Annotated in this window: 18 protein-coding genes; 8 read left to right on the forward strand and 10 right to left on the reverse strand. The window is 69.6% G+C overall.

Annotated elements, in window-relative coordinates:
* Positions 1 to 5: 5 nt before the first annotated feature.
* From CDN99_RS03285 to kduI, 6 genes are all read right to left on the reverse strand, one after another.
* On the reverse strand, positions 6 to 1,352 hold the full coding sequence (locus CDN99_RS03285) for an ABC transporter substrate-binding protein (RefSeq protein ID WP_088382650.1): 1,347 nt from the start codon (positions 1,350 to 1,352) through the stop codon (positions 6 to 8).
* Positions 1,349 to 2,500 (reverse strand): ABC transporter ATP-binding protein, encoded by a 1,152-nt coding sequence (locus CDN99_RS03290; protein WP_088382651.1) that lies wholly within the window; start codon positions 2,498 to 2,500, stop codon positions 1,349 to 1,351. The genes CDN99_RS03285 and CDN99_RS03290 overlap by 4 nt, the downstream gene beginning before the upstream one ends.
* Positions 2,501 to 2,504: 4 nt before the next feature.
* Positions 2,505 to 3,452, reverse strand: a complete 948-nt coding sequence (locus CDN99_RS03295; protein WP_088382652.1) for a carbohydrate ABC transporter permease — start codon at positions 3,450 to 3,452, stop codon at positions 2,505 to 2,507.
* Entirely contained in the window at positions 3,449 to 4,336 is an 888-nt protein-coding gene (locus CDN99_RS03300; RefSeq protein WP_088382653.1) for a carbohydrate ABC transporter permease, read from the reverse strand. Before CDN99_RS03300 ends, CDN99_RS03295 begins: the two co-directional genes overlap by 4 nt.
* Positions 4,337 to 4,360: 24 nt before the next feature.
* Positions 4,361 to 5,131 (reverse strand): 2-dehydro-3-deoxy-D-gluconate 5-dehydrogenase KduD, encoded by a 771-nt coding sequence (gene kduD / locus CDN99_RS03305; protein ID WP_259374706.1) that lies wholly within the window; start codon positions 5,129 to 5,131, stop codon positions 4,361 to 4,363.
* 137 nt (positions 5,132 to 5,268) lie between these two features.
* Positions 5,269 to 6,105 carry a 5-dehydro-4-deoxy-D-glucuronate isomerase gene (gene kduI, locus CDN99_RS03310; RefSeq protein ID WP_088382654.1) on the reverse strand — a complete coding sequence of 279 codons (837 nt, stop codon included), beginning with the start codon at positions 6,103 to 6,105 and terminating at the stop codon, positions 5,269 to 5,271.
* 297 nt (positions 6,106 to 6,402) lie between these two features.
* Here kduI and CDN99_RS03315 point away from each other — a divergent pair, with 297 nt between their 5' ends.
* From CDN99_RS03315 to CDN99_RS03325, 3 genes are all read left to right on the forward strand, one after another.
* Positions 6,403 to 6,735, forward strand: a complete 333-nt coding sequence (locus CDN99_RS03315) for a cupin domain-containing protein (protein WP_088382655.1) — start codon at positions 6,403 to 6,405, stop codon at positions 6,733 to 6,735.
* Between the two features lie 201 nt (positions 6,736 to 6,936).
* A complete protein-coding gene (locus CDN99_RS03320) occupies positions 6,937 to 9,990 on the forward strand; it encodes a TonB-dependent receptor (protein WP_088382656.1) in 3,054 nt (1,017 codons plus the stop codon).
* Positions 9,991 to 10,201: 211 nt separating this feature from the next.
* Entirely contained in the window at positions 10,202 to 10,963 is a 762-nt protein-coding gene (locus CDN99_RS03325) for a rhamnogalacturonan acetylesterase (protein WP_088382657.1), read from the forward strand.
* A 27-nt stretch (positions 10,964 to 10,990) separates the two neighbouring features.
* Here CDN99_RS03325 and CDN99_RS03330 read toward each other — a convergent pair whose 3' ends face one another.
* The 4 genes from CDN99_RS03330 to CDN99_RS03345 form a co-directional block, all read right to left on the reverse strand.
* On the reverse strand, positions 10,991 to 11,266 hold the full coding sequence (locus CDN99_RS03330) for a hypothetical protein (protein ID WP_088382658.1): 276 nt from the start codon (positions 11,264 to 11,266) through the stop codon (positions 10,991 to 10,993).
* Positions 11,267 to 11,333: 67 nt separating this feature from the next.
* Complete coding sequence (locus tag CDN99_RS03335) at positions 11,334 to 12,269, reverse strand: sugar kinase (RefSeq protein WP_088383362.1); 936 nt, start codon at positions 12,267 to 12,269, stop codon at positions 11,334 to 11,336.
* A gap of 138 nt (positions 12,270 to 12,407) precedes the next feature.
* Positions 12,408 to 13,616, reverse strand: coding sequence for a urate hydroxylase PuuD (locus tag CDN99_RS03340; protein ID WP_088382659.1), 1,209 nt, complete (start codon positions 13,614 to 13,616; stop codon positions 12,408 to 12,410).
* Between the two features lie 215 nt (positions 13,617 to 13,831).
* The gene (locus CDN99_RS03345; RefSeq protein WP_088382660.1) at positions 13,832 to 14,728 is read right to left on the reverse strand and encodes a LysR substrate-binding domain-containing protein; all 897 of its coding nucleotides are present in this window, start codon (positions 14,726 to 14,728) and stop codon (positions 13,832 to 13,834) included.
* A 99-nt stretch (positions 14,729 to 14,827) separates the two neighbouring features.
* Between CDN99_RS03345 and CDN99_RS03350 the strand changes: the two genes are divergently transcribed.
* From CDN99_RS03350 to mdoH, 5 genes are all read left to right on the forward strand, one after another.
* Positions 14,828 to 16,282: a sensor histidine kinase gene (locus CDN99_RS03350; RefSeq protein WP_088382661.1), complete on the forward strand. Its 1,455-nt coding sequence runs from the start codon at positions 14,828 to 14,830 to the stop codon at positions 16,280 to 16,282.
* Positions 16,240 to 16,827, forward strand: a complete 588-nt coding sequence (locus CDN99_RS03355) for a hypothetical protein (protein ID WP_088382662.1) — start codon at positions 16,240 to 16,242, stop codon at positions 16,825 to 16,827. Before CDN99_RS03350 ends, CDN99_RS03355 begins: the two co-directional genes overlap by 43 nt.
* Positions 16,824 to 18,215 (forward strand): sigma 54-interacting transcriptional regulator, encoded by a 1,392-nt coding sequence (locus CDN99_RS03360; RefSeq protein ID WP_088382663.1) that lies wholly within the window; start codon positions 16,824 to 16,826, stop codon positions 18,213 to 18,215. The genes CDN99_RS03355 and CDN99_RS03360 overlap by 4 nt, the downstream gene beginning before the upstream one ends.
* 162 nt (positions 18,216 to 18,377) lie before the next feature.
* The gene (locus tag CDN99_RS03365; protein WP_193531673.1) at positions 18,378 to 19,934 is read left to right on the forward strand and encodes a glucan biosynthesis protein G; all 1,557 of its coding nucleotides are present in this window, start codon (positions 18,378 to 18,380) and stop codon (positions 19,932 to 19,934) included.
* Between the two features lie 11 nt (positions 19,935 to 19,945).
* Positions 19,946 to 22,099: a glucans biosynthesis glucosyltransferase MdoH gene (gene mdoH / locus CDN99_RS03370; RefSeq protein WP_088382664.1), complete on the forward strand. Its 2,154-nt coding sequence runs from the start codon at positions 19,946 to 19,948 to the stop codon at positions 22,097 to 22,099.
* The last annotated feature ends 44 nt before the right edge of the window (positions 22,100 to 22,143 follow it).

A 22,143-nucleotide genomic window follows, 5' to 3' on the forward strand; every position in this document is an offset into this window, starting at 1 on the left:
CGCTTTCACTTGATCCGTTGCAGCAGGGCCTGGCCCTCGGAGACAAGGCGCCTGGCGGCGGCCTCGTCGGTCGTCTTGTCGTAGGCGACGGTCTCGAAGACCTCGCGCATGAACTTGTGCAGGCGCGCATGCTCGAAGAGCGGCGCCGGGCGCTTCAGCCGGCCGGACTCGCGCTGCGCCCGGATCTGCTCGTGCGCCGCGATCTCCAGCGGCGGCAGCGTGCCGGACGCCTTCAGTTGCTCGAAGGGGCCGCGCGCCGACGGCAAGCCGCGCGTGCGGCCGAGGATCGTGGCGGCCTCGCGGTCGGTGAGCAGGAAATTCACCAGCCGCGCCGCCATCTCCGCGCGACCGTTCTTCTCGGCATGACGGCTGACCGCGACCATCACCGTCGGGCGGCCGAACATGCCGCTGTCCTGCGCGCCGGGCAACGTGGGGAAGTCCCCGAGCACGAGCTTCTGCCGCTTGTCCAGCGTCGAGGAGCGCAACGCGATCACCGAGTCCCAGGTGTAGTTGCCCGCCCAGCGGCCAACCACCCAGTCGGGTTGCTGCTCGGTCGGTTTCTCCGCGCCGCCGAGGCTGGCGCGCAGCGGCAGCGGCGTCGCGACGTGCTCGCCGACCAGCCGCCGATAGACCCGCACCCAGTCGAGCGCCGCCGCCTCGCTCATCGCCACGCGCGGCGAGGCGGGATCGACGTAGGGCGTGCCGTGGCGCTGCTGCACCCAGGCCTGGGCGAGCAGCATCATGTCGTACAGCTCGCCGTCGAGCGGGTAGGCGTCCTCGCCCAGCGCGCGACGGAAGGCGGGACCGGCGGCGAAGAGCTCGTCCCAGGTCCGGGGCAGCGCCACGCCGGCGCGCTCGAACGCGGCCTGGTTCCACAGCATCACCCGCGCGCTGAAGGACACCGGCAGCGCGTTGAGCTTGCCGGCGACGTCGCCATAGGCCAGGTCCTCGGCGGACAGCTGCGTCAGGTCGATCAGCCCCGCCTGCCGGCGCAGGTCGGCGAAGCCGTTGCCGCGCTTGCTGAACATCGCCAGCCAGGCCCAGTTGATCTGCATGACCTCCGGCTCGGAGCCCCCGGCGATCTGCGTCGTCAGCCGCTCCAGGTAGCCGTTGAAGCCCATGTACTCGGCCTTGACCTTGACGCCGGGGTGGCGACGCTCGAAGAGCGCCAGCGCCTTCAGCGTGGCCGCGTGCCGGCCCGCGCCGCCCCACCACGCGAAGCGCAGCACGGCGTTGCGGTCCTGGGCCCGCAGCACGGCGGGCGCGGCGAGCGTCCCGGCCACGGCCGCGATCCCGGCGAGGGCGCCGGCACCCGCGGCGGCGCCGAGCAGATGGCGTCGCGGCAGGCTCATGCGCGCGGCCCCGTCATCAGGTTGGCGCCCCCCGCCCGGTCGAACAGGTGGCAGGCGGACAGCTGCAGATGCAGCGTCAGCGCGTCGCCGCGCGCCAGGCCCTCCAGCGCCGCCGCCTGCTCGGCCGGAATGCGCGCCGTCATCGGCAACGGGCCCAGCTCGGCATGGAGATAGACCTCGGAGCCCATGTGCTCGGTGAAGCGCAAGCGCGCCGCGACCGGCACGCTGTCCCCCTGCGGGCGCGGCTGCAGGCCGATGTGCTCGGGCCGCAGCCCGAAGATCACCCCGCCGTCCGCCAGCGCCGGCAGCGCGGCGATGCGCGACGCCTTCTCCGCCGGTAGCGGCAGCCGCGCGCCGCCGACCTCGACCGTCAGACCGGCATCGGTCGCCTGCAGACGCGCCTCCAGCAGGTTCATCTCCGGCGAACCGATGAAGCCCGCGACGAAGCTGTTGGCCGGCCGGTCGTACAGCGCCGTCGGCGTGTCGACCTGCTGGATCACGCCCTCCTTGAGCACGCAGATGCGCTCGCCCATCGTCATCGCCTCGACCTGGTCGTGCGTGACATAGACGGTGGTGGCCGGCTGCCGGCCGTCCCGCAGCGTGCGGTGCAGCTCGGTCAGGCGCACGCGCATCGCGGCGCGCAGCTTGGCGTCGAGGTTGGACAGCGGCTCGTCGAAGAGGAACACATCCGGCTTCTTCACGATCGCGCGGCCGACCGCCACGCGCTGCGCCTGCCCGCCGGACAGCTGCTTCGGATAACGCTCCAGCAGATGCTCCATCTCCAGCAGCCTGGCGGCATGCCGCACGCGCTGATCCAGTTCCGCCTTCGGCGTGCCCGCCAGCTTCAGCCCGAAGGCCAGGTTCTCGTAGACCTTCATGTGCGGATACAACGCATAGTTCTGGAACACCATCGCGATGCCGCGCTCCTTGGGCGGCAAGGCGTTGACGGTGCGATCGCCGATGCGCAGCTCCCCGCCGGTGATGCTCTCCAGGCCCGCGATCATGCGCAGCAGCGTCGACTTCGCGCAGCCGGACGGGCCGACGAAGACCATGAACTCGCCGTCCTTCACTTCCAGGTCGACACCGTGCACGGCCTTGAAACCGTTGGGATAGGTCTTTTCGACCTTGTTGAGGGTCAGTCTCGCCATGCCGTCAGCCTTTGACTCCGGAGGACGTCGCGCCCTCGATGAAATGCCTCTGCGCCGCGAAGAACACGGCCACCGATGGGATCAATGCCACGACCGAGATCGCGATCACGTTGGCCCACTCGACCTCCTCGGTGGCGCCGATGCTCATCTTGAGCGCCAGGGAGACGGGGTACTTCTCGACCGAGGCCAGGTAGATCAGCGGGCCCATGAAGTCGTTCATCGTCCAGATGAACTGGAAGACGATCACCGAGATGATGGCCGGCTTGAGCAGCGGCACGATGATGTGCCACAGCAGCTGCAACGCGTTGCAGCCGTCGATCTGCGCCGCCTCCTCCATGTCCCGCGGAATGCCCCGCAGGAACTGCACCAGCATGAAGACGAAGAAGGTGTCCGTGGCGAAGGCCGACGGCACGATCAGCGGCAGGTAGGAGTCCAGCCAGCCGATCTCCCGGAAGACCAGGTACTGCGGCAGCCGCAGCACGATCAGCGGCAGCATCATCGTGGCGATCATGATGCTGAAGAGGAACTTGCGCCCCCAGAAGTCGAAGCGCGCGAAGGCATACGCCACCAGCACGCACGAGATCACCGTGACCACGATGCGCGGGATCGTGATCAGGAAGCTGTTGAGGAAGTAGGTCGCGAAGGTGTATTCGGTGCTGGTCTTCCAGCCCTTCGCGTACGCGCCGAAGTCGAGCCGGTCCGGCAGGAATCCCGCGGAGCTGAAGATCTCCGCATTGCTCTTGAACGACGCGCCCACCAGCCACAGCAGCGGATACAGCATCACGATCGCCACCGCGATCAGCGCCACGTACCGCGGCCACGCGCGGCCCCGGTCGCGGCCGAGGGCCAGCGCGTCCGGCGCCGTCGACCCGGCGTCGCCGCGCTGGCGTCCACGCGGCCGGCCGCTCAAGGGATCGCCCTTCGCGTCGGCGGGAAGCGGCAGGCGGCTCATCGCTTCTGCTCCTTCTCGCCGGAATAGAACACCCAGTACTTCGAGCTCCAGAACGACAGCGCCGCCAACCCGCCCACGAGCGCGAACAGCACCCACGACAGCGCCGCGCCATACCCCAGGTTGAAGAAGCGGAAGCTCTGGTCGTAGATGTAGAGCGCCAGCACGTAGGTCGAATGCAGGGGGCCGCCCTCGGTGATCATGTAGGGGCCGTTGAACTCCTGGAAGGCGTGCACCATCTGCATGATCACGTTGAAGAAGATCACCGGCGTGATCAGCGGCACCGTGATCTTCCAGAACTGCTGCGTCTTGCTGGCGCCGTCGCACTCCGCCGCCTCGTACAGCGAGATCGACACGTTCTGCAGCGCCGCCAGGAAGATCACCATCGCCGAGCCGAATTGCCACGTGAACAGCAGCACGATGGTCCACATCGAGTAATGCTCGTCGGCCAGCCACGCGATCGGCGCCACGCCCGCCTTGGCCAGCACCAGGTTCACCAGCCCGTTCTTCGCGAAGACGAAGCGCCACAGCACCGCCACCGCGATCGAGCCGCCCAGGATCGACGGGATGTAGAACGCCGCGCGGAAGAAGTTGATGCCGCGCAGCTTGAAATTCAGCACATGTGCGATGAACAGCGCGAAGCCCACGCGCAGCGGCACCGCCAGCAGGGCGAAGAGCAGCGTCACGCCGAGGGACTTGCGGAACAGCGGGTCGGCCGTCGCGAGCTCCTCGTAGTTCTGCATCCCGACGAACCGCGGCGGGTCGATCAGGTCGTACCGCGTGAAGCTGAGCGCGAAGCTCATCACGAAGGGGAAGAGCTTGAAGAGCAGCACGCCCAGCACGAACGGCAGGACGAACAGGAAGCCCAGGCGTTTGTTCTCGTACATCGGTGCCCCGCTGTCTCGGCCGACCTAGCGCGCGAGCCACCCGCCGTCGACGGCGACGGTGTAGCCGTTGACGTAGTCCGACGCCCGGGAGGCGAGGAAGACCACCGGCCCGGCCAGGTCGTCCGGCACACCCCAGCGGCCCGCCGGGATGCGGTCCAGGATCGCCGCGTTGCGGCTCTCGTCCTGGCGCAGCGCGACGGTGTTGTTGGTGGCCATGTAGCCCGGCGCGATCGCGTTGACGTTGATGCCGTGCGAGGCCCACTCGTTGGCCATCAACCGGGTGATGCCCATCACGCCGCTCTTGCTGGCCGTGTACGACGGCACCCGCACGCCGCCCTGGAAGGACAGCATCGACGCGACGTTGATGATCTTGCCGCCGCCGCCCTGCGCCAGGTATTGACGGGCGACGGCCTGCGAGAAGAAGAAGACCGTCTTCAGGTTGAGGTCGACGACGTCGTCCCAGTCCTTCTCGCTGAAGCGGATCGCGTCCTCGCGCCGGATGATGCCGGCGTTGTTGACCAGGATGTCGACGCGGCCGGTCAGCGACTTGGCCTCGGTGACCAGGCCCTCGATGCAGCTCACGTCGCCGAGATTGGCGCGCAGGTCGAGGAAGCGGCGGCCCAGGCGCTCCACTGCCGCGCGGGTCTCGACCGGGTCGGAGACGTTCACGCCGACGATGTCCGCGCCGGCCTGCGCCAGCGCCACGGCCATCCCCTGCCCCAGGCCGGTGTTGCAGCCGGTGACGATGGCCACGCGGCCGTCGAGCTGGAATTGATCCAGGATCATGGTGTTCATTCGTTCTGTCCCTCGGTGCCGGATGGCGGCGAACGGGTCGACCCGCGCCCCATCGCGTCGCGTCGCCGCGATGCGGGGTGGTGTGGGGCCTTGTCGGGTCGGGTGGGGGCGGGCGGTGTCGGCTCGCGTCGACGCGCTCAGCGCAGCGCCGTCATCGGCACGTGATCCATGTCCTTGAAGACCTGGTTCTCGCCCACCATGCCCCAGATGAAGGTGTAGGCCTGCGTGCCCACGCCGGAGTGGATGGACCAGCTCGGGCTGATGACCGCCTGCTCGTTGCGGACGACGAGGTGCCGCGTCTGCGTCGGCTCGCCCAGCATGTGGAAGACCACCGCGTCCGACTTCATGTCGAAGTAGAAATAGACCTCCATGCGGCGGTCATGCTGGTGGCACGGCATGGTGTTCCAGAGGCTGCCCGGCTCCAGCTGCGTCATGCCCATCAGCAACTGGCAGGTGGGCAGCACGTCAGGTACGAGGAACTTGTGGATGGTGCGGCGGTTGCTCGTGTCGGCCGAGCCCAGCGTCTCCGGCGAGGCCTCGGCCAGCGTGACCTTGCGCGTCGGGTACGCGGTGTGCGCCGGGGCGCAGTTGAAGTACAGCTTGGCGGGGTTGGCGGGATCGACGCTCTTGAACTCGACGAGCCTGGCGCCCTGGCCGATGTACAGCGCCTCGCGCGATTCGATGTCGTACTGCCGGTCGTCGACCAGCACGCGCGCCGCGCCGCCGATGTTGATCAGGCCCAGCTCGCGGCGCTGCAGGAAGAAGTCGGTGCCGGTGTGCCGGCCCAGTTCCGGCGCGAAGCTCACCGGCCGCGTCACCGGCATGATGCCGCCGACGATGATCCGGTCGATCTGGCTGTAGGTCAGCGTGGCCTCGTCGGGCTTGAACAGGCCCTCGACCAGGAACTGGCGGCGCAGGCCTTCGGTGTCCAGCGTGCGGGCGTGCTCGCTGTGGATGGGTTGGCGGATTTCCATGTCGTCCTCGGTGCGGGTGGGGGTCCGGGATGCGTTGTCCCGAGTGGGGAAGCGCCGTCGTTCAGGCGCTTCCTGGATGTCATGGAACGGAAGCGTACGGGCCCGAGGACTTTCCCGGAACTATGGTTTCTATGTAGTGAACCGCTGTTTCAATTTTTCATGGCATCGCTATAGTTGCTCGCAACGACGGGCCGGGACAGGCCCCGTGCCCCACCGCGAGGATCGCCCGGCGATCGGTCGGCGGTGGGCGGACGACACGACAGCGGCCGCCCGTGCCGCGCCAGGAGACAGCGCTTCATGAATCCGTACTTCGACAACGACGCGACACCGTGGACCGACCTCGGCGACGGCATCCGCCGCAAGATCGTCGGCCACACGCCGGAGCTGATGTCGGTGCTGGTGCAGTTCGACCGAGGCGCCGTCGGCACGCCGCATGCGCACGACGGGCATGACCAGATCGCGTTCGTGATCAGCGGCGCGTTCGAGTGCGAGGTCGGCGGCGTCGGCAAGGTGCTGCGCCCGGGCGACGCGTTCGTGGCGCCGCGGCTGACGTCGCACGGCGTGGTCGCGCTGGAGGCGGACAGCACGTTGCTGGACCAGTTCTCCCCGCGCCGGGACGACTACCTCTGACCCTCACCCGGACGCCGCGCCGCGCCCGCGCCGCCGCGTCCCCCAAGGATCCGCAGTACCGAGGCGGCGATCGCACTGCAGCGATGGCCGCTCCCGACCTGACGGCGCCCTGCGCGCGCCCGTGACCGACAACGATGCCGCCAGAGCGACGGGCCACGATCCCGCGCCGGCGGCCGCACAAGCACCTTGTGGAGACAAGTCATGCCCCAACGCCATGGGACCCGCCTCGGGACGTCCACGTCCGCCCGCCCCGCCGACCGATCGCCGCGCCGCCCGGCCGCCCGCCCCACCGCCCTGCCGCCGGCCCGGTTGACGCAGCTCGCCGCCTGCCTGCTGGGCACGGCGACGCTGTCGCTGCCCGCCTGGAGCCAGGACCGGGCCGCCGCGCCCGCCCAGGCGGCGAGCGCCGCGCCGTCCGCCCCGGCCGCTGACAAGGCGCTGGACACGGTCGTCGTGACCGGCCTGCGCGCGTCGCTGGAGAGCGCGCTGAACGCCAAGCGCCAGGACCGCGGCATCGTCGACGTGATCAAGGCGGAGGACATCGCCAAGTTCCCCGACACCAACCTGGCCGAATCGCTGCAGCGCATCCCCGGCGTGGTCATCGACCGCGACGCCGGCGAGGGCCGCAACATCACCGTGCGCGGCCTGGGCGCGGACTTCACCCGCGTGCGCATCAACGGCATCGAGGCGCTGGCCACGACCGGCGGCACCGACAGCTCGGGCGGCGCGAACCGCTCGCGCGGCTTCGACTTCAACGTCTTCGCCTCGGAGCTGTTCAACACCATCACCGTGCGCAAGAGCAGCTCGGCCGAGGTGGACGAGGGGTCGCTCGGCGCCACCGTCGACCTGCAGGCGGCGCGGCCGTTCGACTTCAACAAGCGCGTGATCACCGCGTCGGTGAAGGGCCGCTACAACGACCTCTCGCGCGAGACGGACCCGCGCATGGCCTTCCTGGTCAGCGACGTCTTCGCCGACAGGAAGCTGGGCGTGCTGATCTCGGGCGCGTACTCCAAGCGCCGCCTGAACGAGGAAGGTTTCTCGACCGTGCGCTGGGACAACGGCGCGTCGTCGGGCGGCTGGTGCTCCCCGGGCGGCGTGACGCCGGCCAACCCCACCACCACAGGAACGACCTGCGGCCCCGCCGCGCAGGGCGTGCCGCGCCTGCCGGCGTCGCAGTCGGCGACCGACGCCTACAACCTGGCCAGCAGCGCGGACAACTTCCATCCGCGGCTGCCGCGCTACGGCCGGCTGACGCATGACCAGGATCGGCTGGGCATGACGGGCTCGGTGCAGTTCCGCCCGTCGGACCGCACGCTGCTGACCTTCGACATGCTGTACTCCAAGCTCAAGGCGACGCGGCAGGAGGACTTCCTGGAGGCGATCTCCTTCAGCCGCACCGCGAGCCAGGGCGGCAAGCCGCAGACCAGCGTGGTGGAGGCGCAGTACGCGCCCAACGGCGCCCTGCTCTACGGCGTCTACAACGGCGTCGACATCCGCGCCGAGTCGCGCTACGACGAGCTGTCCACCACCTTCCGCCAGCCCAGCCTGACGCTGGAGCAGGACATCACCGACCACCTGAAGCTGAACGCCAAGATCGGTCGCGCGGACTCGAAGTTCCGCAACCCCGTGCAGACCACGACGACGCTGGACGCGCTCAACGTCAACGGCTACACGCTGGACTTCCGCGGCAACGACCGGCTGCCGGTGATCAAGTACCCGTTCGATCCGACGCAGGCCAACGGCGCGCTGCAGATCGTGGGCGTGCCGCAGGTCGCGACCAATCAGCCGACGACGGTCACCAACACCACGACCAGCGAGATCCGCATCCGTCCGCAAGGCGCCAACAACCGCAACGACATCGTCCACCTGGACCTGGCGTGGGAGGTGCTGCCCGATCAGCTGACGCTGAAGGCGGGCGGGGACTACAAGCAATACAAGTTCGACACCTACGAGTTCCGCCGGGTCAACCAGAACGACACGATCTTCGCGCCCGCCGCGGGCGCGGGCGTGCTGACGAAGATGCTGACCGACTTCGGCCGCGGGATGAATCTGCCGGCGGGCACGCCCACGTCGTGGGTGATCCCCGACCTGAACGCGATCGCGGCGGCCTACGACATCTACTGCAACTGCATCAAGAGCGGCCCGGCGGGCGGACCCGGCGACTTCACGTTGTCCTCGACCACCAACGGCAACGCGCGCGGTAACAACCGCGCGGTGGTGGAGACGGACCGCGGCGGCTTCGTGCAGGCCGACTTCGAGGGCCGCGTGCTGGGCCTGAAGGTGCAGGGCAACCTGGGCGTGCGGTACGTCGTGACCGAGCAGGAGGCCACCGGCTACCTGGCCACCGGCGGCGGCACCGAGGTCGTGATCGGGCAGAAGTACAAGGACTGGCTGCCGGCGCTGAACGTCTCGGCCAACCTGACCAAGGACCTGATCGCGCGCTTCGCCGCGGCGAAGGTGATGGCGCGTCCGCAGCTGGGCAACCTCAACCCGGGCGGCACCATCAGCACCACGGGCACGCTGTCGATCACGACGGGCAATCCCTACCTGAAGCCGTTCCGCGCCAAGACCTTCGACGCCAGCCTGGAGTGGTACTTCAACCGCAACGCCTTCCTGGGCGTGGGTCTGTTCCAGAAGAACATCAACACCTACATCCAGAGCCTGCGGACCAACGCGCCGTACAACCAGACGGGGCTGCCGATGTCGCTGCTGCCGTCCAACTTCACCGGCGAGGAAGTCTTCCAGCTGACCACGCCGATCAACACCCCGGGGGGCAAGCTGCGCGGCATCGAGCTGAACTACCAGCAGCCGTTCACCTTCCTGCCGAGCTGGGGCAAGAACTTCGGCACGGTGTTGAACTACACCTACGTGAAATCGAAGATCACCTATCTGGTCTCGCCGACCAGCAACGCGGTGATCACCGACGACCTGCTCAACATGTCGCCGAAGTCGTGGAACGCGACGCTCTACTACGACGACAACACCTTCAGCGCGCGCGTGTCCGCATCGAAGCGCTCGTCGTTCCTGACGCGCGTGCCGGGGCAGAACAACAACGACGTCGAGGGCAAGAACGGCACGCTGAACGTGGACGCGTCGATCTCCTACAAGGTCAACGACCGGCTCTCGATCACCCTGGAAGGCGTGAACCTGACGAACGAGGCGAACGATCAATTCATCTCGCGGGCCCGCAACAGCCCGGTCGTCTATCACGTCACCGGTCGCGAGTTCCTGTTGGGCGCGGCATACAAGTTCTGAGCCCACGGAGGGGGCCTCGGCCCTCTCCTGTTCATCCAATCCAGCCCAATCCAAACCGCCCGATCCACCTCAGGCTGACCGAACCCATGCCACCCCCACCTCGGTCCTGCACCGAAGGGCACGGTGGACCCGAGGTCCGCATAGGGCATGAAGGTCCTGGAGGGAGCCCCATGCCCTGCTCCAGTCGCACCGCCAATGGAGGACTCGCCTCATGAAAAACGTGTTGATCGCCGCATTGATCGGTGTGGGCGGCATTGCTCATGCCGAGGAGGGTGCGCGCCTTCGCGTGATCCTCGTCGGCGATTCCACGATGGCCACGAAGAGCGGCTACGGCGACGCGCTCTGCGCGCGCTTTAAGCCCGAGGTCGCTTGCCTGAACCTGGCGCGCGGTGGGCGCAGTAGCAAGAGCTATCGCGCCGAAGGTCTCTGGGGTCAGGTCATGACGCTGCTGCGCGATCGGCCCGTCGGGCAGACCGATGTGGTGCTCATGCAATTCGGGCACAACGACCAGCCCGGCAAGCCGGGCCGCTCCACGGATCTGGCGACGGAGTTTCCCGCCAACCTCGCCGGCTACATCGAAGACGTCGGGCCCACCGGCGCACGTCTGGTGATGCTCACGCCGCTGACCCGTCGCAGCTTCGATGCCCAGGGCCATCTCACCAACGACCTGCGCCCGTGGGCCGAGACCACGATCCGCGTCGCGGCCCGGCATCACGTGCCCGCCATCGACCTCAACGCCATCAGCCGCGATGCCGTCCAGGCCATGGGCGAAACCGACGCCGACACCTTGGCCATGGCCCCAAAGCCCGCGAGCGCGCCCGCGCAGGCCACGTCCTCGTCGGAACGGGCCGGCGCGGCCAATCCCGCGTTCGATCGAACGCACCTCGGCGCGAAGGGCGCCGAGTTCTTCTCGGGCATGGTGGCCGAGCAACTGGTCAGCACGCTGCCCGCGTTGAAGGGCTGGATGCGCTGATCGGTGGACCGATCGCGCCGGCCGCCGTCAGCGTTGCCCGTGCCGCGCCGCCGCCGTGTCGATCGAGGCATCGGCCATGTCGGCCATCATCAGGCTGACCTCCGCGCCGATGCGCCCCATCACCAGCAGCACCAGCCCCGCGACGATGCCGCCGACCATGCCGAAGGGACCCGCCATGATGCCCACTGCGACGCAAACACCGCCCAGGATGTAGGTCAGCCACTTGACCAGCGCGATGAAGCCGCGAAACGTCGGGTAGGCGGTGTTGCGCCGCAGCGAGGCGAGATAGATTTGTCGGTCCACGAGAACTCCCTCCAATGAAAACAGCGACGTCTGTGCGTCGCTCGCGCCAGTATCCCCGAGGCCCGGCTCAGATCAGATCCGCCATCGCCTCCGTAGAGATCACGGCGCCCGGATGCTGGATCACGCGCGCGGCCACACGATTGCCGTGCTCCGCGGCGGCGACGGCATCGTCGCCGGCCAGGCGCCTCGCGAGATACCCGCCGGCGAAGGAATCCCCCGCCGCGGTCGTGTCGACGACGCGCTCGATGCGCTGCGTCATCGCCTCCAACCAATCGCCCGCGCCACCGGCCGCGCGCACCAGCGTCGGCGCCGCGCCGCGTTTGATCAGCACCTCCGGCACCGGCAGCGTCTTCGCATGCGCGATGGCGGCATCGATGTCGTGCAGTCCCATCAGCGCCTGATGGTCGTCCGCCGTGACCAGCGCGATCGTGGCGAGCGAGAACGCGCGCTCGAACGCGGCCCGCGCGGACGCGCGATCCGGCCAGAGGCGCGACCGATAGTTGTTGTCGAAGATCACCTGCGCGCCACGCTCGCGCAGGGTGGCCATCAAGGCATACAGCCGCTCGCGGCCCGCCGCCGGCAGGATCGCCAGCGTGATGCCGCTCAGATAGAGCGCGTCGAAACGATCCGCCTGCGCCTCCAGCGGGGAGACCTCCGCCTCGAAGTAGGACTTCGCCGCGGCGCTGTCGCGCCAGTAATGGAAGCTGCGCTCGCCGCGCCCGTCGACTTCGATCATGTAGAGCCCCGGCATGCGGCCCGCGATGCGGCTCACCAGGCTCGTGTCCAGGCCCTGCGCCTGCCAGCGTCCGATCAATCCGGTGCTGAGGCCATCCTCGCCGAGGGCCGTCGCGTAGGCCACCTCGATGCCGGCGGCGGCGCCGCAGCGCCGGAGATAGACGGCGGTGTTGAACGTGTCACCGCCATACCCCTGCGTCATCGCGCCGAAGGCTTCGCCCTTCAACTCCAGCATGCATTCGCCGATCACGGCCACGCGTTGGGTCATCGGCTGATTCGTCGGCATCTCGTCCTGGCCTCACATCTGAAACGATGTTTCGGATTTTGATTTCGACAAGAAAAAGCCGCCACGGGGGTGACCCGTAGCGGCTCGATGACCGGTGGAGGGCGCCTGCTCGCTGCGCCGTCACCGCTCCTTGAACCACCGCCCCAACGTCGCCCGTTCCTCGTCGGTGATGCCGGTGGCGTTGTTGAGCGGCATGGTCTTCTGGACGACGGCCTGCTGGTAGATCTCGGCGGCGTGCTGCTCGATCAATTGCGGCTCGTGGAACTGGATCCGCTTGGGCGCCAGCGCCGCGTTGTGGCACGCGAGGCAGCGATCGTCGACGATCTTCTTCACCTGCGCGAAGCTCACCGGCGCCGGCTTCGCAGGCACGGCGGACGTCGACGCGCCCGGCGGCGTCGCCTCGGGACGCGGCGCGAGCCACGTGATCAGCGCCGCCAGCAGCGCCGCCACGATCACCAGCAACGGCCACGCGTTCACGCCCTTGTGGCGCTTCACGAACCACGTCCGCACCAGCGCACCGGCCAGCATCAGCCCGACCAGCACCAGCCAGCCGTGCGCGTGGCCGTAGAGCATGCCGTAATGGTTGGACAGCATCGCGATCAGCACCGGCAGCGTGAAGTAGGTGTTGTGCACGCTGCGCTGCTTGCCGCGCTGGCCGTGGACCGGATCCACCGGCCGGCCCGCGCGCATGTCGGCGATGACCTGCTTCTGGCCGGGAATGATCCAGAAGAAGACGTTGGCGCTCATCATCGTGGCGATCGTCGCGCCGACGATCAGGAAGGCCGCGCGACCCGCGAAGAGCTGCCCCGCGCCCCACGCCGCCGCCGCGATGACGACGGCGACCAGGCCCAGCACCACGCCGTCGTTGCCGATCGAGCCGTCGGCCTTGCGGCCGAAGCGCCGGCAGATCTGGTCGTAGATCAACCAGCCGCCGGCCAGGAACCCGAGCGCCCCCGCGACCGCCGCCGGCGCGGACCAGTCATGCACGCGCTTGTCGATCAGATAGGTATCGGCATTGAAGAGATACAGCAGCGCGAAGAGCGCGAAGCCGCTCATCCACGTCCAGTAGCTCTCCCAGTAGAACCAGTGCAGGTGCTGCGGCAGGTCGGCCGGCGCCACCATGTACTTCTGCGGGTTGTAGAAGCCGCCGCCGTGCACCGCCCACAACTCGCCGTCCACGCCCTTGGACTTGAGGTCCTCGGCCCGCGGCTTGAGCAGGTGGTTGTCCAGCCAGACGAAATAGAAGGAGGCCCCGATCCAGGCGATGGCCACGATCACGTGCAGCCAGCGCAGCAGCAGATTGGCCCAGTCGAGCAGATAGCTGTCCATCGACGAAGTTCAGCAAGATCCGGACCACCACTGCGGGCGCTGTGAACCGGGAGCGTCGCGCTGAAAAACCGGGCGCCGCGGCGACGTCAAGGCGCGAAGTGTATACAGATCTGCGTCCAGATCAGGCCGCCGCGCCCGCCTCGTCGGCCCTCGCCCGGTGCGTGTGGACTCAGCCCCGCGCCGGATCGAGCAGCGGCCGCGGGCGTCGCGGGCGCTCAGCCCGTCTGGCAGAGATGGTCGATGAACACGCGCACATGCCGGGACAGCGCATCCAGGTCGCGCACGCCGATCAGCAGCGTGCGGTCGGACCAGGTCTCGTCGATCGCGATCCGCCGCAGGTCGAGCGGCTTGAGCAGCGGTTCCACCGCCTCGTCCGGCAGCACCGCGATGCCCATGCCGGCCGCCACCATGCGGCACATCGCGTCGAAGCTGCGCACCTGGATGCGGTTCTTGAGACGACGGCCGAGCTTCTCGGTCTCCATCTCCAGCCGCTTGGCCAGCGAGGTGGCCTTGGCCAAGGTGACGAAGTCGTACTCCACCGCCTGCTCCCATCGCACCGCCTTGCGCCGCGCCAGCGGATGGCCGGCCGGCGCGACCAGCGCGAGCCGGTCGTGGCGATAGGTCAGCACGTGCAGGCCCAGCGCCGGCGTGCGGTCCGCGAAGATGCCCAGGTCCGCGCGGCCATCGAGCACGGCGACGACGATGTCGTTGCTGTCCGCCTCCTCCAGCTCGATCCGGATGCGCGGATTGGCGCGGCCGAAGCCCGAGATCTGCGCCGGCAGGAACTGCGTCACCGCCGACGTGTTGGCCCACAGCCGCACCACGCCGGTCAGGCCCGAGGCGTAGTCGGACAGGTCGGCCGCCATCTGGTCGACGTCGCTCAGGATGCGCTGGGCGTGCCGCTGCAGCGCCAGGCCGGCCTCGGTCAACGTGACGCCGCGCGAGTGCCGCTCCAGCAGCGTCGTGCCCAGGGACCGCTCCAGGTCGCTCAACCGCTTGCTCGCGGCGCCCACCGCCAGCGCGGCCAGCGCGGCGCCCTTGCTGATGCTGCCCGTCCTGGCCACCAGGCTGAACAGGGACAGGGAGACGAGATCGACGCGGTGCAGGTTCATGGCCGCCGAAGTATCCATCCGTATCCACCCGTGCCCATCCGCGTCCAGGCGACACGCGGGACCGGCCCGCCCATCCCCGCGCCGCTAATATCGCGGCCGATGTTCAGCCTCCACCGAATCTCCTTCCGCCAGATGCTGCTGATCGGCTTCCTGTCGATCGCCGGCCTGCTCGCCGCCGCCTCGCTGGGCGGACTGCTGACGCTGGAGCGCCTGACCGTGCAAAGCCGCGAGGGCGTCGTGCGCGCCGCCCGCATGACCAGCCAGGTGCAGCAACTGGGCGACCGCAGCGTCAGCATGGAGCGCGCGGCGCGGCAGTACATGGTGCTGGAGGACCGCGCGCTGCGCCAACGCTTCGACGACGACGCCGCGGACGCCGCCCGCCTGCTGGGCCTGCTGCGCGCGCAGGGCCTCGCGCCCGCGCCGCTGAATGCGTGGGCCGCGCGGCTGGACGAGATCCGCGCCCTGCTCGACGCGCCGCGCGCCGCCAACCCGCGCAAGCGCGAGCAGGACCTGACCGCGAAGTTCCGCGACCTGGGCGCCCTCACCGGCGGCCTGGCCGAGGACGTGCGCCGCCATTCCGAGCTCAACAACCGCGTCCTGCAGGACAAGCTGGAGAACGGCCGCGTGCTGCTCGGCCAGCAGGTGCTGGGCGCCATCGTGCTGGCCGCGGTGCTGTCGCTGGTCTTCGGCATCTGGCTGACGCGCCCGATCCGCCGCCTGGAGAAGGCCATCGCCCGCCTGGGCGAGAACCGCCTCGACGAGCGCATCGAGATCCCGGGGCCCGCCGACCTGCGCTCGCTCGGCCAGCGGCTGGACTGGCTGCGGCTGCGGCTGGTGGAGCTCGATGCCGACAAGGCGCGTTTCCTGCGGCATGTCTCGCACGAGCTGAAGACGCCCCTGGCGGCACTGCGCGAAGGCACCGCGCTGCTGGAGGACGAGGTCGCCGGCCCGCTCAACGACAAGCAGCACGAGGTCACCCGCATCCTGCGCGACAACACCGCCGTGCTGCAGCGCCAGATCGAGGATCTGCTGCGCTTCAACGCCGCCGCCTTCGAGGCCCGCGACCTCAAGCCGCGGCGCACCGAGCTCGCGTCCCTGATCCAGGGCGCCATCGACCACCAGCGGCTGCAGTGGCAGGCACGCCGATTGCACATCGCCATCGCCGGCGGCCCGCTGGAGGCGGAGGTCGATCCGACCAAGATCGGCGTCGCCCTCGGCAACCTGCTGTCCAATGCGATACGCTTCGCCCCGCCCGGCGGCCGGATCGACATCCGGCTCGCGCGCCAGGGCGGCCACATCATCATCGATTTGCGCGACGACGGCCCCGGCGTCGCGCCGGCGGATCAGGCCCGCATCTTCGAGCCCTTCTATCGCGGCGAACGCCAGCCCGAGGACGCGCTCAAGGGCACCGGCATCGGCCTGTCCATCGTCAAGGAAACCCTCGCCGCCCACGGCGGGCAGATCGAACTGCTGCCCGCCGAGCAAGGCGCCCATTTCAGAATCACGCTGCCATGCGCCCACACGCCCCGGTCCCCGAAATCCCTCGCCGCCTGACGCCCCATCCCGGCGTCGTGCTGCTGATCGCCCTGGCGACGGCCGGCTGCGCACAGCAGCCGCCCAAGACCGTCGTGCGCGAGGTGCGCGTGGAGGTGCCGGTGCAGGTGCCCGTCGTCAGCCCTTCCGACAACGCGGCGCGCGCGCTGCTGCAGGCCAACGACCGGCTGCGCCAACTGAGCCCGCTGGAGCTGGCGCAGGAGGTCGCGCCGCGCGACGACGGCGCGCTGACGCCGGGCGCGGCGACGCAACTCGCGCTGGCGCTCATGATCAGCCACAACAACGGCGAGACCTTCCGCGCCCAGACGCTGCTGGACCAGGTGCTGCGCACCAACAGCCCGGAGGCCAACGACTGGCGCGCGCTCGCGCAGTTCCTGGTCGACCGCGTCGCCGAGCAGCGCCGGCTGGAGGACCAGCTGGAGAAGTCCAACGCCGCCGGCCGCGACCTGCAGCGCCGGCTGGATCAGGCGAATCAGAAGCTCGAGGCGCTCAAGGCGATCGAGCGCAGCCTCGGCGGGCCGCGATCGGCAGTGGACAAGCCATGAGCGCCGACAGCGCGAAGGGCGCCAAGGCCGCCAGGGGCGCGAACCTGCTGCTGGTCGACGACGACGCCGACCTGCTCAAGCTGCTGTCGATGCGCCTGGACGCCGCCGGCTACGACGTCACCGCCGTCGGCAGCGCCGAGGCCGCGCTGGCGCAGATGGAGGTGCAGCGGCCCGCGCTGGTCCTGAGCGACGTGCAACTGCCGGGCATGGACGGCCTGGCGCTGTTCAACGCCATCCGTGAACGCCATCCCGCGCTGCCCGTCATCCTGCTGACCGCGCACGGCACCATCCCCGACGCCGTCGCCGCCACCGCGCAGGGCGTCTACACCTACCTCACCAAGCCCTTCGACGGCCGCGCGCTGCTGGACACGATCGCGCAAGCCCTGACCCTCACCGCCGCGCGCCAGGACGACGACAGCCACGGCGCCTGGCGCGAGGCCATCGTCAGCCGCTCCAACGTGATGGCGGAGGTGCTGGCCGAGGCCCGGCTGGTCGCCGCCTCGCAGGCGTCGGTGCTGATCCGGGGCGAGAGCGGCTCGGGCAAGGAGCTGCTCGCGCGCGCCATCCACGCCGCCAGCCCGCGCGCCGGTCGGCCCTTCGTCGCCGTCAATTGCGGCGCGATCCCGGAGCCGCTGCTGGAGTCGGAGCTCTTCGGCCACGTCAAGGGCGCCTTCACCGGCGCGTTGTCCAACCACCGCGGGCTGTTCCAGGCCGCCGACGGCGGCACGCTGCTGCTCGACGAGATCGGCGACATGCCGCTGCCGCTGCAGGTCAAGCTGCTGCGCGTGCTGCAGGAACACCAGGTGCGGCCGGTCGGCGCGAGCGAATCCGTGCCCATCGACGTGCGCATCCTGTCGGCGACGCACCGCGACCTGGAGGCCGCGCTGGCCGAGGGCCAGTTCCGCGAGGACCTCTACTACCGCCTCAACGTCGTCAGCCTGACCCTGCCCGGCCTGGACGAGCGCCGGGAGGACATCCCGCTGCTGGCCCAGCACTTCCTGCAGCGGCTGGCGCTCAAGTACGACAAGCGCCTGAACGGCTTCGCGCCCGACGCGCTCAAGGCGCTGACGATGGCCTCCTGGCCGGGCAACGTGCGGCAGCTCCACAACGTGGTGGAGCAGGTCAGCGCGCTGGCCACCTCCCCGTTGATCCCGCTGGCGCTGGTACAGCGCGCGCTGCGCTCGCCCAGCATTGAAGTACTCCCTTACGCCGAGGCGCGACAGCGCTTCGAGCGGGAGTATCTGGTCGGCCTGCTCAAGCTCACCGACGGCAACGTGGCCGATGCCGCGCGGCTCGCCGACCGCAACCGCACCGAGTTCTACCGCTTGCTGCAGCGCAACGGATTGAACCCCTCGCTGTTTCGCGCCGAAGGGCCTGTCGCCGAATAGCGACAAGAAAATCCATTAAAAATCAACAACTTGGAAGAATCGGCGGCAGACGCGTCGCCGCACGGCGACGAATTTCCCGTGTGCGGCAGCGCACAAACGTCGTAAGCCGTTGATTCATAAGGCGTATCGCTGGTGGCACAGGCCTTGCACTAGGCCTGTCACATGCGAACTATTCACGCCCTCCCCCTCCAGCCCGACCACCGTCGGTGGGTCGGAACCTTGTTCGGCCTGTCCGTCGGCCTGGCGCTGCTCGCGGGCAGCCTGACGGCGCATGCCTTCGGTTTCGACGAGGTGGCCGAGCGCGCCAAGGCGCTGGCGGCCAAGCCCTACATCGCGCCGCCGGACACGCTGCCGGCCGAGCTCAAGAACCTGGACTACGACCAGATGCGCGACGTCCGCTTCAAGCCGGACCGCGCGTTGTGGCGCGACCAGAAGCTGCCGTTCGAGCTGATGTTCTTCCACCTGGGCCACTACCAGACCCAGGCCGTGCGCATCAACGAGATCGTCGGCGGCCAGGCCAGGCCGGTGCCGTTCAGGCGCGAGGACTTCGACTACGGCAAGAACCGCCAGCTCTCGCCGCAGAAGTGGGGCGACGTCGGATTCGCCGGCTTCCGCGCGCATTTCCACCTCAACGGCGACAAGTACAAGGACGAGCTGATCGTCTTCCTCGGCGCGAGCTACTTCCGCGCGCTCGGCGCCGGCCAGCATTACGGCCTGTCGGCACGTGGCCTGGCGATCGACACCGTCGGCGGCAAGGGCGAGGAGTTCCCGCGCTTCACCGAGTTCTGGATCGAACGCCCCGCCACCGACGCCAAGACGCTCACCATCCACGCGCTGATGGACTCGGCCCGCGCCAGCGGCGCCTATACCTTCGTCGTCAAGCCGGGCGCGGACACCATCGTCGAGACGCGCGCGCGGTTGTTCCTGCGCGCGCCGGTGGCCACGCTGGCGCTGGCGCCGCTGACCAGCATGTACCTGTTCGGCGAGAACCAGCCGCAGAAGGGCGACTTCCGGCCCGAGGTGCACGACAGCGACGGCCTGATGGTCGCCAGCTCGACGGGCGAGTGGATCTGGCGCCCGCTGATCAACCCCAAGGGCACGCTGACGACCTCGTTCACGCTGCCCGGCCTGCGCGGCTTCGGCCTGATGCAGCGCGACCGCCGCTTCGCCAACTACGAGGACACCGAGGCCCGCTATGAGCAGCGGCCGTCCGCGTGGATCGAGCCGATCGGCGACTGGGGCCCGGGCCGCGTCGAGCTGATGCTGCTGCACACGCCCGACGAGACCCACGACAACGTGGTCGCCTACTGGGTCCCCGCCAAACAGCCGGCCCCGGGCCAGCCGCTGGACTTCGCCTACCGCCTGCACCAGCAGGGCGAGGCGCAGCAGCGTCCGCCGGGCGCCTGGGCGGTGCAGAGCCGCACCGGCTACAGCTACGCCAAGCTGGCCGCCAACGAGCAGCAGTTCATCGTCGACTTCGAAGGTCCCTCGCTGGCCGCGCTGCCCGCCGGCGCCGAGGTCAAGGCGATCGCCAGCACCGACGGCAACGGCGAGATCGCCGAGGTCAACGCCTATCCCAACCCCGTCACCGGCGGCTGGCGCATGGCCGTCCGCATCAAGCAACTCCGCCCCGGGCAGTCGACCGAACTGCGCGCGTTCCTCCAGACCCGGCAGCAGGTGCTCACCGAGACCTGGAGCCTGATTCTTCCTCCCCAGTGAAGGAGCACCCCATGACGCCATCCGTCCTTCATCCCGCCGCCGCGGCCCCTGGTCCGGTCGGACCGAGCGCCCCGGCCATCAAGCGCGGCGCGATGGTGCCACGCCCCTGGGGCCAACGCACCCCGCCGGTCGAACCGCTGCCCGCGGCCGAGCCGCCGCAGGCCTGGGAGACCGCGGCCCGCAACCGCCGCAACGCGCTCAAGCTCGGCGTGGCCGGCGCCACCGCGCTGGCCACCGGCGTGCTCTGGCAGACCCACAACGGCTGGGCGGACAACCCGCTGGCCTTCGCCCTGCAATGCGTGCATCTGGCGCTGTTCGCGCTGCTGTTCGCCTGGGTCAGCGCCGGTTGCGTGACCGCGGTGATGGGCTTCTGGGTCATGCTGCGCGGCGACCGGCACGCGATCTCGATCCGCGACGCCGGCCACGCGCCGCTGGGCGCCGACGCGCGCACCGCGCTGGTCATGCCGATCTGCAACGAGGACGTGACCACCGTCTTCGCCGGCCTGCGCGCCAGTTGCGAGTCGCTCGCGGCGGCCGGCGCGCTGCGGCTGTTCGACATCTACATCCTGTCCGACAGCAGCGACCCGGAATGCCGCACGCAGGAACTGGCCGCCTGGGCCGAGCTGCGCGCGCAGTTCGCGGGCCGCGGCCGCATCCATTACCGCTGGCGACAGCGCCGCGTGAAGAAGAAGGCCGGCAACGTGGCCGACTTCTGCCGCCGCTGGGGCCGCAACTACCGCTACATGGTGGTGCTGGACGCCGACAGCGTGATGAGCGGCGACTGCCTGCTGGGCCTCGTGCGCCTGATGGAGAAGAACCCGCGCGCCGGCATCCTGCAGGCCGCCAACCAGGTCTGCGGCCACGACACGCCGCATGCCCGCGCCCAGCAGTTCGCGAGCCGCGTGACCGGCCGGCTGTTCGCCGCCGGCATGCAGTTCTGGCAGCTCGGCGAGGCGCACTACTGGGGCCACAACGCGATCATCCGGGTCGAGCCCTTCATGAAGCATTGCGCGCTGGCGCCGCTGAAGGGCAAGGACATCATGTCCCACGACTTCGTGGAAGCCGCGCTGATGCGCCGCGCCGGCTACCAGGTCTGGCTGGTGGCGGACCTGCCCGGCAGCTACGAGCAGCAGCCCCCTCACCTGCTGGCCGAGCTGCAGCGCGATCGCCGCTGGTGCCAGGGCAACATCCAGAACGCCGGCCTGATCGCCGAGCCCGGCCTGCACGGCGTGCACCGCGCGATGCTGATCACCGGCGCGCTGTCCTACCTGGCCGCGCCGCTGTGGCTGCTGTATGTCGGCCTGGGCGTGCTGCTGTGGAATGTCGGCGGCAGCGAGTCCTTCCGTCCGTTCCTGGACGACGGCAGCCTGACGCCGGGCGTGGCCGCGCTGTGGCTGGGCACGATCGGCATGCTGGCGCTGCCGCGCCTGCTGTCGGTGATGGCCGTGATCCTGCGCGGCGAGCAGGGCCAGTACGGCGGCTCGCTGAAGCTGCTGGCCAGCAGCGTGGCCGAGGCCGGCATGTCGCTGCTGCAGGCGCCACTGCGGATGGTCGCGCACTCGATCTTCTGCGTGGTGGCGCTGACGGGCCTCTCGCTGGAATGGAAGTCGCCGCCGCGGGCCGCCGAAGACGTGTCCTGGAAGGAAGCCTTCGCCGCGTTCGGCCGCGTCGGCGCGGTGACGCTGGCGCTGTCGGTCGTCATCGGCCTGCTGAGCCCGTCGACGCTGATGTGGATCGCGCCGATCGCGCTGCCGCTGGTGCTGGCCGCGCCGATCACGGTGCTGTCCAGCCGCGGCCGACTGGGCGAGAAGATGCGCCGCGCGGGCCTGCTGGTGATTCCCGAGGAGAGCCAGACGCCGACGGTGCTCAGCAACGCCTGGGCCTACAGCCGCCAGGAGCGCCGCCTTCCAGGCTGGACCGAGTTGCTGTCCAGCCGCCGCCTGACCGCGCTCGCGGCCGAGGCGATGGGCCGTCGCGACATCGGCAACGGCGTGCGCGCGCAAGTCCGCGCCCGTCACCTGCGCCTGATCGCGGCGCGTCCGGGTGCGCTGGAGAAGCTCTCGAACGCGGAGCGCATGCGCTTCCTGAGCGAGCCGGGTCACCTGCTGCAACTGGCGCAGCCGCTGCGTCCGACGGCGTCGCAGGCGCTGCCGCTCGCGGCCTGACCCACGCCGCGTCCGCCGCGCCGGACCGGGCGCCGCGGGACCGA

This window comes from Roseateles aquatilis (genome assembly GCF_002205645.1).
Taxonomy (GTDB): domain Bacteria; phylum Pseudomonadota; class Gammaproteobacteria; order Burkholderiales; family Burkholderiaceae_C; genus Roseateles; species Roseateles aquatilis.